8 protein-coding genes and 1 pseudogene are annotated in these 10787 nt (G+C 50.6%); 2 read left to right on the top strand and 7 right to left on the bottom strand.

All coding sequences use genetic code 11. The features are described 5' to 3' along the window. Nucleotides 1–191, top strand: a pseudogene (locus tag BLO51_RS29385) (IS1634 family transposase); the annotation flags it as partial. Between the two features lie 228 nt (nt 192–419). Here the strand turns inward: BLO51_RS29385 and BLO51_RS22165 are convergent. The 4 genes from BLO51_RS22165 to BLO51_RS22150 form a co-directional block, all read right to left on the bottom strand. After that, complete coding sequence (locus BLO51_RS22165; protein ID WP_090675301.1) at nt 420–893, bottom strand: hypothetical protein; 474 nt, start codon at nt 891–893, stop codon at nt 420–422. 5 nt (nt 894–898) lie between these two features. Next, nucleotides 899–3868 carry a DEAD/DEAH box helicase gene (locus BLO51_RS22160; RefSeq protein ID WP_090675299.1) on the bottom strand — a complete coding sequence of 990 codons (2970 nt, stop codon included), beginning with the start codon at nt 3866–3868 and terminating at the stop codon, nt 899–901. Then, on the bottom strand, nt 3865–5505 hold the full coding sequence (locus BLO51_RS22155) for a hypothetical protein (RefSeq protein ID WP_090675297.1): 1641 nt from the start codon (nt 5503–5505) through the stop codon (nt 3865–3867). The genes BLO51_RS22160 and BLO51_RS22155 overlap by 4 nt, the downstream gene beginning before the upstream one ends. A gap of 251 nt (nt 5506–5756) precedes the next feature. Further along, complete coding sequence (locus BLO51_RS22150; protein WP_167670282.1) at nt 5757–6626, bottom strand: NAD(P)-dependent oxidoreductase; 870 nt, start codon at nt 6624–6626, stop codon at nt 5757–5759. Nucleotides 6627–6847: 221 nt separating this feature from the next. Between BLO51_RS22150 and BLO51_RS22145 the strand changes: the two genes are divergently transcribed. Then, nucleotides 6848–7597: a GNAT family N-acetyltransferase gene (locus BLO51_RS22145; RefSeq protein WP_217266770.1), complete on the top strand. Its 750-nt coding sequence runs from the start codon at nt 6848–6850 to the stop codon at nt 7595–7597. A gap of 174 nt (nt 7598–7771) precedes the next feature. Here BLO51_RS22145 and groL read toward each other — a convergent pair whose 3' ends face one another. From groL to tatC, 3 genes are all read right to left on the bottom strand, one after another. Then, a complete protein-coding gene (groL, locus tag BLO51_RS22140) occupies nt 7772–9409 on the bottom strand; it encodes a chaperonin GroEL (RefSeq protein ID WP_090675294.1) in 1638 nt (545 codons plus the stop codon). A 99-nt stretch (nt 9410–9508) separates the two neighbouring features. Then, nucleotides 9509–9790 carry a co-chaperone GroES gene (gene groES, locus BLO51_RS22135; RefSeq protein ID WP_090675292.1) on the bottom strand — a complete coding sequence of 94 codons (282 nt, stop codon included), beginning with the start codon at nt 9788–9790 and terminating at the stop codon, nt 9509–9511. Between the two features lie 198 nt (nt 9791–9988). Next, nucleotides 9989–10756, bottom strand: a complete 768-nt coding sequence (tatC, locus tag BLO51_RS22130; protein ID WP_090675291.1) for a twin-arginine translocase subunit TatC — start codon at nt 10754–10756, stop codon at nt 9989–9991. Nucleotides 10757–10787: the final 31 nt, after the last annotated feature.

Below are 10787 nucleotides of genomic sequence, written 5' to 3'. Positions count from 1 at the left end.
ATTACAAGCCGACAGGTCAAGTCTTGCTTGTCATGCTGCAGCAAATCAAAGTGATGCTGATTCGATATGCCGACCGAACTGAGCGCGTGCTGACGGACAATGCAGATGATCTTGCCTGCCGGGTGGTGGAAATGGCGGGGTACGACATGACCATCTACACCGCGAATCCTGTCGAAATCACAAGCCGCTAAGTCCATACAGACACCGTATGATAATTCGTTGTCGAAATAGGGGGAATGATGTCGAATTTAGGCGACCATTCTCCCTCCAAGCCCAAGACAGTTTCTCTTGAACCGCATCAGCGGTTGTTATTATTCATTTTCATTTACTGACATGCGAAATGCGGGGAATAAGACTTCTACTCCACAAGCCTGCCTTCCTGGCGTTAGCACGATCCGCTTCCTAGCTTTCCGCAAGGCTTACTCCCTACCGGATGCTTTTCGTACGGCTGCGTAGAACCGCTGCCATCCTGGCGTCATGTATTGAAGATGCGGGCTTGCGCCAAAGTCGAGCTCCAAAGGAAGTGTCGCCTTGTTTTTGGCGGCCGAACGCGGACGGGGACGTCGGTCTCCTTCTTCCTCGGAGGCCGGTCCACGAACCGTCTTGGCAGGACGGCCTTTTCGTTTGACTGATGGAGCGCTCCCGCTCGGCTGCAGACCCTCTGCTTCGGCTATTGACGCGGCTTTAGGCGGCCGTCCGCGGCGCTTGACGGACGGTGTTGTTTCGATAGCTGACGTAGAAGCTGGAGTCGAAGTCTCCGGTTGGCTGCCCTTAGCACCGCTGGCTGCCGGAACCTCCGGACTGGCAGCGTCCTTGTTGTTGTCCTTATCCTGTATATCTCGCTGATGGCGGCGTTCCTTCGCCTTCATTCGTTCTCTTTTTCGTTTGGACATGGCCTTTATACCTCCTGTCTGCCGATCCACTCCCGGCGAAGAGCGAACAAGTCGCGCAGTTCTCCTGTAGACATCTCGGTCACCCAGTTTTCGCCGGCGCCTACGATTTGCCGGTTAAGTCCCTGCTTTCGTTCGATCATCTCGTCGATCCGTTCCTCAAGTGTTCCCAGCGTAACGAATTTATGCACTTGCACATCGCGGGTTTGCCCGATACGGAATGCTCTGTCCGTCGCTTGATTTTCCACAGCCGGATTCCACCAGCGGTCGAAATGGAACACGCGGTTGGCCGCCGTCAAATTCAGACCGGTCCCTCCCGCCTTCAGAGACAAGATGAACACCCCGATTCGGTCTTTCGCCGTAACGTCGGGGGCCTGAAACGAAGCGATCATCGCATCGCGCTGTTTTTTCGGGACGCCTCCATGGAGGAAAAATACCCGTTCGCCTGTTTCCTGTTCCGCGGTAGCCTTAAGCATGTGCCCCATTTCAACAAATTGCGTAAAAATCAAACATTGATCCCCTTCCTCCCGCGCTTCTTGAAGCATTTCCAGAAGGCGCGTAACCTTGGCTGAGGCCGAGTGGTTCTCTTGCGAAGAAGAGTCCCTCTCTTTAAGAAACAACGCCGGATGATCGCAAATTTGCTTCAGCTTGGTCAACGTAGCCAGAATAAGCCCTTTCTTCTCCATGCCGGTAAGGGTGTCGAGACGCTGCATCAGATCTTCAACGACATTCTCATACAGCGCGGCCTGCTCCGCCGTAAGCGATACGTACGCTTTACTCTCATACTTGTCCGGTAAATCCAACTGAATCGCAGGGTCTTTCTTGACGCGCCGGAGCAAAAAGGGACGTATCAGCTTCTGCACGCGGCCGATGAGCGTCTCATCGCCATTTTTTTCGATAGGTTGCACATAACGATGCTGAAACTCTGAAAGACTGCCCAGATAGCCGGGATTCATAAAATCAAAAATGGACCACAGCTCCGTCAGCCGGTTCTCAATCGGCGTTCCGGTCAACGCAATGCGATGACGTGCATCCAGACGGCGAATCGCCGCGGATTGCTTGGTATACACGTTCTTGATGTTTTGCGCTTCGTCAAGGCAGATAGCGTTCCAAGTAATAGAGGACAACTCCGCTTCATCCATCTGCGCCAGATTGTAGGAGGTGACGACCAGGTCGAAATCCCGGACTGCTTCGGAGAACACCTCTCCCTTAGGTCGCTGCGGCCCATAGTGCAAATAGACGCGAAGCGTTGGAGCGAAACGCTCCAATTCCTTTTGCCAGTTGCCGAGCACCGAGGTCGGACAAATCAGAAGGGCCGGAGCGGGCCGGGTAGCGGCGGCTTCGTTTTCTTCCGTTACACGAAGCAGGTAGGCAATAAACTGGATCGTTTTACCAAGCCCCATGTCATCCGCCAAGCACGCTCCTAAGCCGAATTTGCGCATAAACAATAACCAGGATACGCCGTCCTGCTGGTACTTTCTTAATTCCGCCTGGAGAAGAGGAGACGGAGCAATGATCGGAATCCGATCGGTATGCTGCATTCGTTCGATCAGCTTGGCCATATGGTTGTTGAGTTCGACCTCGATCCGAAGCTTCGGTTCCGTCTCTTCGTCAGGATCCAGCGTCACGTCACTTGGCGCCTCCGCTTGATCGGCCTGTCCAAGCAAATGCATTTCCAATATTTCTTGAAACGATAACCCGCTTTTATTGAATCGCTTCATGGCTTTCTGCACTTGAACGACAAACTCCGGGTCCAATCGTATCCAACGGCCGTGAATGTGCATCAGCCGTTTTTTCTCTGCAGCGAGACGGACGAATTCGTCCTCCGGGAGATCAAGACCGCCAACGGCTACCTTCCAGTCAAAACGAACAAGCTGGCTTGCCCCAAAAAACGATTCCGCAGTTGAACCCACGGACGATTTGAGCTTCACCTTCAGCTTCGGCTTATGCTGCATTAATGCTTCCCACCATACCGGGAGAAGCACGGAGTATCCTGCGTTCAGCAGAAGCAGGCTGTCTCTCTCCAGAAAGTCCCATGCCTCCGTTTCGGTGAGTACCGGCTTCAGATCAATCGAATTCGAATCCTGCGAAGCTTTTAACGAAGGCAATAGCTGCAAACATCTGCGGAGGTCTGACGGCACGCGCCGGGAAGCATGCTCTACCCAAGCCTCGGGAAGCCGATCCGTACAAATGCTCCCCTCAGACCATTCCACAGGCAGGATTGCAGCCGAATTATTCTTATCTTGCAGCAGCACCTCCAATTTCCAGACTGCACTGTCCTCGTCTCCGTCCATGAACGGTTCGTTGAGCCGAAAGCACGTACGAAACGGAATATCGTCCTTTTGCCAGCCGACCGAAACAAGCCAATCCTCTTCTTCAAGCGATATCACCGATTCCATCGGTATCGAGCCGTACGCATGCGCGAGCAATACCGGTTGCTCCGCACAAAGGTCGTCCCATGCGGCATCTACCGCTTCATCGCTATGGCTCAGCTCCTCCATGATCCGATCGAACCATAATCGAATATCAATCTGGGCCGCTTTCAATTCCTGCTCCAAGCGCTCCCCATTCTGTGCCAGTCCCTCCGGAAGCATCAGCTTCCAGCCTCGTTTCCCTTCCTGCCAAGCCTCCGCATCCGGCCGATACCATCCTTTATCCAGCACATCCCGAAAAAGCTCGGCTGTCTGCCGAAGAAGATTCAGCGATTCGGACCATTCGACGGGAAGATGCAGCGAAGTGCCGGGCGAAGCGAAGTAATCCAATGCGTCGACGGGCGAAAGCACCAGCGAGCATCCTTCCTGAGAGTCGTCGTCCTGCTTCAGTAAAATACCGTGCATGCTGCGCAGATGCCATGCAAAAAGCCGCATTCGAAGCTCATGAAGCGTCAGCACCCGGTCGCTCGCGGACAAGGCCCAAACGGTTATGCTGCCGTCTGCATTTTGCCTGCCGTCTCCCCTAACTGTATGAAAATCAATCATGCGCCGTCCCCTCCGCTCCGCAGTTTTGCAAGCTCTTCCTGAAACGCCCTGAGCCTGGAATATTTCACGGTCGTATGCTCCAAATACCGTTCCCACCGATCCGTTTGCTTCAAATTCTTGTACATTTGCTTAAGCTTTTTCATCATGCGAACGGCGGCTTTATATGCATTTCGGTTCTTCTCGGCAATACACCGCTCCACGCTGTAGTGATACCACGGCAGCAGAAAATCCTTGCGCTTGCTCTCGACGGGCTTCAACTCGGCTGCGCGGAAATCGGTAGGCATGAACCCGGCGGCCATATGCAGATCTACCCACTCCTGCAGCAAGTTCCGGTTTAGCAGCGTCTGAGCATAGTAAGAGAAGCTGCCCGGCATCAGCTCGAAAACCGCTTTTTTCCATCGCTCTTCCAACTGGACATGCTGATTCACTTGATCCCACAGCTGGAAATACGTCCCGATGCCGTAATAGCGGGAAGCTTTCACGGCAGGAATTAAAAATTCCAACCAGGAAATGATGCGCTCCCATTGCTCGTTTGCAATAAAAGAGTTTAGGAAAGGCAGCATGACTTCCAAGACATGAAGGTGAATCCGCCCCGTTTTCTTCATGGCCGCCTGATCGTTCCCGACCCGAAGATCAAACATAATCAATGCGGCGACGATTTGATCGGCCTGCACAGGCGTAAACACCTCGTTGCGCGCGGCACGGTTTAACCTGGCTTTTTCCCGGTCCATCCGCTCCTCGTCCCATAGCAAGTTCCACCAAATCGTGGAATAGACAAGACCCCAAGGCATAGAACTTCTGACCTGCTGAAACGCATGGGCCGCCAAGTACGCCGCAGTTTCGTCAAGAAGCGTACGGTGCTGCACAAGATCACCCTGATCGGCGCCTCGAACAAGCTCTCCCACATGGCGGTAGATCTCATCACCGTAGGCATGAAGCTCATCGATAGATCCCGAATTGAAAAAGTTATACCTGAACTGATATAAAGAAGAAAGGACCCGGTCCCCCGCTGTCATAGCAAATAACTGAATGTGCAGCGCGTATAAGCTGCGCAAAGTCGGCTTCCAGCCATTGGCATGAGGCAGCAGCTTTCTTGAAATTTCCGCATGCAGCCCTTGGATCGATTGGATGCGGTCCAAGGGGATCTGGCTTTCAAAATATCGGTGCCAAGACTCTACGCCCGAATTCGGTTGAGGGACGGAGGCAAGCGGCGGTTTTTTAGGACCGGCGGCGTTCGTCCCGCTGCTGCGAATCTGTGTGGCGCTCAATGAGCCGGTTTCCCCGGAAGACGCAGCCTTCTGTCCCGCGTCCTTCCAAGCGCTCCCCCCCGGTTTTAGCAGCTTATAGGGCTCCAGCCCCAATCGCTCGCACAATTCAAATAACCCCGCCGATAGATGCGCGCAGTAGTTTTTTCCGCAATCACATTGACTTTCTTTGAGAGACGTTGGAACAATATCTGCAAAATAAACCTCACCGTCGGGATCGGCAACCGATGCATAGTACATTCCGTTAGCTTCGTCTTCGTCCAGATCAATAACACTATCATTGCTATAGTAGTGCCAGCCACGTTCCAGAATCGGATACGAAAAGTAACGGTAAACTTCCTTCACAAGCGAATTCATTGATAATTGGAGCATTTTCAGGCCTCCGAAGTTGTGGAATACTTTTAGTATTAGCTCTATTAATATATCACATACGTAACCGGAAAAAGTAGCTGGCAGCAAGCCGATGAGGGCGGAATTGGCAACTCTTATCCTCACGTCGGGCGCAAGAAAAAAACGGCAGCCATCCCAAAAGGAATGCTGCCGTTTTTTCCGGGCTAGGTCAGTTATAATCTGCTCATGCCGCTTAGTCTTTTTCGCAATCGAACGTTTTTGGATGCTGAATTTTACAAGATTTCAGATATAATGCTGGTAAAATTTTTGTTTCCATATCCCTTCGCAATTGTGCCTTCCATCATTTTCAGAATGGTTTCACTCAATTCGGTTTTGACGCCGCTGTCCCTTAGCGCCTGAACAATGGAAGCCAGCGCATTGGTCTCGATTTCTAAGGTTGCTTCGTTCGCATCAACGAACTCACCGGTGTAATGAAGCAAATCTGTGGATATTTGACGCAACGGAGAATCAAACGCCAAAGGTGCAATTGCTTTTGCCTGATTGATGTAAGTCTCAACTGGAATATCATTTTTTATACATAGAGCAACCCCTTCCAGCATAGAGGCCACCATTCCATAATGGGTGTTTATAATCGCCAGGTCCATTACAGTCGCTCCGACAACATTCTCGCCTAAATATTCGCTTTTTGCCGCCAATGCGCTGAGCGCATCTTTTGTTTTCGCAAAAGCTTCGGCGCTGCCGGAATAAAAAAGATATCCTTTTTCCTTTCCAATTTCCGCTGGGTAACATTCAATTGCAGCGTCTAAATATAAAGCCCCTTCATCAGTTAGCATTTTGTCAACAGCGCGTACGTCTTTCGGTGTAGCCGTAGTGGTATTGACAATTATTTTGCCTGACAGGCTTCCGGATGGCAAAGAATGCAAAATAGATTCAACAATTTTATGATTTGGCAGATTCAACAGGATAAAATCGGAATCCAATGCATCAGATAGTTGTGAAGCATACGTTGCCCTGCGCTCTACAAAAGGCTTGGTTGCTGCTTCGTTCGTATCAACGATCGTAACCGTATGTTTCTCAACAAGGAATGCATTTACAATTGCGCTTCCCATGATTCCACAACCCACAACAGTAATTTTAGCCAAGAAAACCACTCTCCCTTTACAAATAATAATTTTCAGTGATATTACGCACATTCATAGACACAAGCAGAATATTTGATCATTTTGAATGAATCGAAGCTTATTGCATGTCGTTCTGGTTATTAGAAATAAGGAAGAATTAATTATAAACGAACTAGTATCTTTACGAGGATTGTTGGTTGTGCTACAACAAAATGAGACTAAAGTATAAGGAAGTGAGCATAATGACAAGTCAAGAAAATATGCCTTTAATTTCGCAAATGGTAACTGACTTTTGGCGGGCGCAATTTTTGAACGGAGACGTCCTCTATAGCGATGAAGTCTTTACTCTCGCCATCAACCCAGACCTGGACGAAGACAGTCGGGTCATGGTGCTGGAAACCACCGACGGCCGGGTTATGGCGGTTCTGACGCCTGCGCTGGCCGATAAGGCAGGCCTTGATCAACAACAGGACCTATCTGAGGAGATCTTTCGCCGGAAATTGAATGAAGCCGGAGTCACTCTGAATGGTGCAGATTATGTTTTTTATTTTTCAGAAACCGATAAGAACGTATTGCTGCAAGAAAACCCGGAAGGTAGCTTGCGCCAGTTAACAGAGCAAGATGAAGCGGTTTTCTCCGAGTTCGAGTCCTCCGCCTCGGAACAAGACTTGGATGATGCTTATGTGGAGTTGGATCACTGGGCGGTGTTCGGTTCTTTTGAGCAAAATCGCCTGGTCAGCGCCGCCAGCATGTATCCCTGGGAGGATGATGCGCAAATTGCGGATCTCGGCGTGCTGACTCTGACGTCCTTTAGAGGAAAAGGTCACGCCCGCAAAGTGGTGCGTTCCATCTGCAAGTACGCCTTTGATCAAGGATACGAACCCCAGTACCGATGCCAGCTCGATAACCAGGCGTCCGTGTCGCTGGCTAAAGCGGCGGGTTTGACGCTGTTTGGAAAGTGGGATGTGATTTCTCCCGACTCCGCTGAATGAGAGTGTGTAGATTTACGTCCTCGCCCTATTAACTCATTGCCGTGAGTTAAGGGGCTTTTTTTATGTTCTATCAGCGATCTATATCTTTTGGGCATCTTCCACGAGGAATAGAAAAAAAGGCCTCTCAACAATTCAATGAATTGATGAGAGACCTTCCTATTTAGGGTGATTTCCTTACATCATTCCACCCATGCCGCCCATTCCACCCATGCCGCCCATATCAGGCATGCCAGGTTTGTCTTTTTCCGGTTTGTCTGCGATAACGGCTTCGGTTGTCAGGAACATAGCGGCAACGGAAGCTGCGTTTTGCAGAGCGGAGCGAGTTACTTTCGCAGGGTCAACGATACCGGCTTCGATCATGTTCACCCATTCGCCGGTAGCGGCGTTGTAGCCGATGCCAACGGATTCTTTTTTCAGGCGCTCTACGATGACAGAACCTTCTTGACCTGCATTTGCTGCGATGGTGCGAATAGGCTCTTCCAGAGCGCGCAGAATGATGTTTACGCCCGTTTTCTCGTCGCCTTCAGCCTGCACAGCTGCTACAGCTCCGTAGACGTTCACGAGGGCCGTACCGCCGCCTGCTACGATACCTTCTTCTACTGCTGCGCGAGTAGCATTCAGAGCGTCCTCGATGCGCAGTTTGCGCTCTTTCAGCTCGGTCTCGGTAGCTGCGCCGACTTTTACGACAGCTACGCCGCCTGCCAATTTCGCAAGGCGCTCTTGCAGTTTTTCTTTATCGAAATCGGAAGTGGTTTCTTCCAGTTGAGCACGGATTTGCGATACGCGCGTACCGATGTCTTTTTTGTCACCTGCCCCGTCAATGATGATCGTGTTTTCTTTCGAAACACGCACTTGACGAGCGGAACCGAGTTGATCCGGAGTCGTGGATTTCAACTCAAGACCGAGCTCTTCGGTGATCACTTGGCCGCCAGTCAGAGCAGCGATGTCGCCGAGCATAGCTTTGCGGCGGTCGCCGAAGCCAGGAGCTTTAACCGCTACGCAAGTGAACGTGCCGCGCAGTCTGTTCACGACGAGCGTCGCCAGAGCTTCGCCTTCTACGTCTTCTGCGATGATCAGAAGCTGCTTGCCGGATTGAACGACTTTCTCCAGGACAGGCAGGATTTCTTGAATGTTGGTGATCTTTTTGTCCGTGATCAGGATGTACGGGTTATCCAGAACAGCTTCCATTTTGTCCGTATCCGTGATCATGTACGGGGAGATATAACCGCGGTCGAACTGCATGCCTTCAACCACTTCCAGCTCCGTTGCGAAGCCTTTGGACTCTTCTACGGTGATTACGCCGTCTTTGCCCACTTTTTCCATCGCTTCTGCAATCAGTTGACCCACTTCGTCGTCAGCAGCGGAGATGGCCGCTACTTGAGCGATCGATTGTTTGCCTTCGACCGTTTTGGAAATTTTCGCAAGCTCTTCTACCGCTGCACGAACGGCTTTGTCAATGCCTTTGCGGATTACCATCGGGTTAGCGCCAGCCGTTACGTTTTTCAGACCTTCGCGAATGATCGCTTGAGCCAGAACCGTAGCCGTTGTTGTACCGTCACCGGCAACGTCGTTTGTTTTGGTCGCTACTTCTTTCACGAGCTGAGCGCCCATGTTCTCGAATGCATCTTCGAGTTCGATTTCTTTCGCGATCGTCACACCGTCATTGGTGATGAGCGGGCTGCCGAATTTTTTCTCCAGCACGACGTTGCGGCCTTTCGGTCCCAAGGTAACTTTTACGGCATTCGCAAGCGCGTCAACCCCGCGAAGCATTGCGCGGCGAGCGTCTTCACTGAACTTAATTTCTTTTGCCATGAATGAACCCTCCCGAGAATTAATCGTTTATTTTTAACGGTTCGAATATTTTCGTAAGTAAATAACTAACACTTAAGTATCGAATTGAGGCGCTGGTTCTTAAGCCAGAATGGCCAGAACGTCGCTCTCACGCATAATCAGCAGCTCGCGGCCTTCGAATTTCACTTCAGTACCGGCGTACTTGGAGAAAATCACGCGGTCGCCTTCTTTCAGCTCAAGCGCAATGCGCTCGCCGTCTTTGAGTGTACCGCTGCCTACAGCTACGACTTTGCCTTCTTGCGGCTTCTCTTTCGCCGTGTCAGGCAGTACGATACCGCTTGCGGTCGTTTCCTCCTTAGCGATGGCTTCAATAACTACGCGATCACCCAACGGTTTGATCATGAGAAAATAGCCTCCTTTTGATATTAGGGTAACGATGGTTTATCTAATTAGCACTCAAACGCCTTTAGTGCTAACAACAATTCTTATGATAACTATTTCCAAGCAATTTTGCAAGTGGTTTTACAACATTTTCACACCTCAATCATTGTCTCCAGACCTTTCCAAAATATACGACAAGCAGACAAACAAAAAAGCCTGTCATTCGACAGACTTTGCAGAAGCTTCCGCCTCCCACGCTTGATCCTGCAGCAACTGCTTTCGGTAGATGAACGCCGACAAGTAGACGCTGAACTCGTATAGAACAATCATCGGCACAGCGACGATAATGGCGGACACGGCATCCGGCGGCGTGATCATCGTGGAGATCACGACGAGCGCCAAATACGCGTAACGGCGCAGTTTGCGGAGAAGCAGCGGATTGAGCAGGCGGATTTTGGTCAAAAACATCACGACAATCGGCAGCTCGAAGACGAGCGCAATCGGGATCAAGATGTTGAACATGAACGAAAAGTATTGCGCGATCCCGAAGTTTTCTTTAAGTTCCATGCTCTGGCTAATCGCAGTAGTAAATAACAGCGCCATTTTAAACACGATAAAATAGCCGAACGCCAGACCGAGCAAAAACATAAGAAAAGCAAAGGGGATGAAGATTAAAGAGGCTTTTTGTTCTACTTCACGGAGTCCCGGTTTCAGAAAAGCCCATATCTGGTATAAAGCAAACGGAAGCGTGACCAAAAGACCGGCAACTAAAGCAAAGCTCATATACATTTTAATTGCATCCCATGGGGAAAACACATACCAGTCCAGGTTTTGGATAGGAGAAACGCTTTTCAAATAATTAATTAACGGCTTGGCCACAAGCAGCCCGATCACCATGCCGACGATCAGGACAAGCAGCACCCAAATAATTCGTTTGCGCAGCTCCGCCAGATGCTCCACCAGCGTCATGCCTTCATTATGTTCCATATCGGTTCACCTTCCACACGGTCAAAATGGG

Source organism: Paenibacillus tianmuensis, from assembly GCF_900100345.1.
Taxonomy (GTDB): domain Bacteria; phylum Bacillota; class Bacilli; order Paenibacillales; family NBRC-103111; genus Paenibacillus_G; species Paenibacillus_G tianmuensis.
This window is presented reverse-complemented; position numbering and strand designations above follow the sequence as displayed.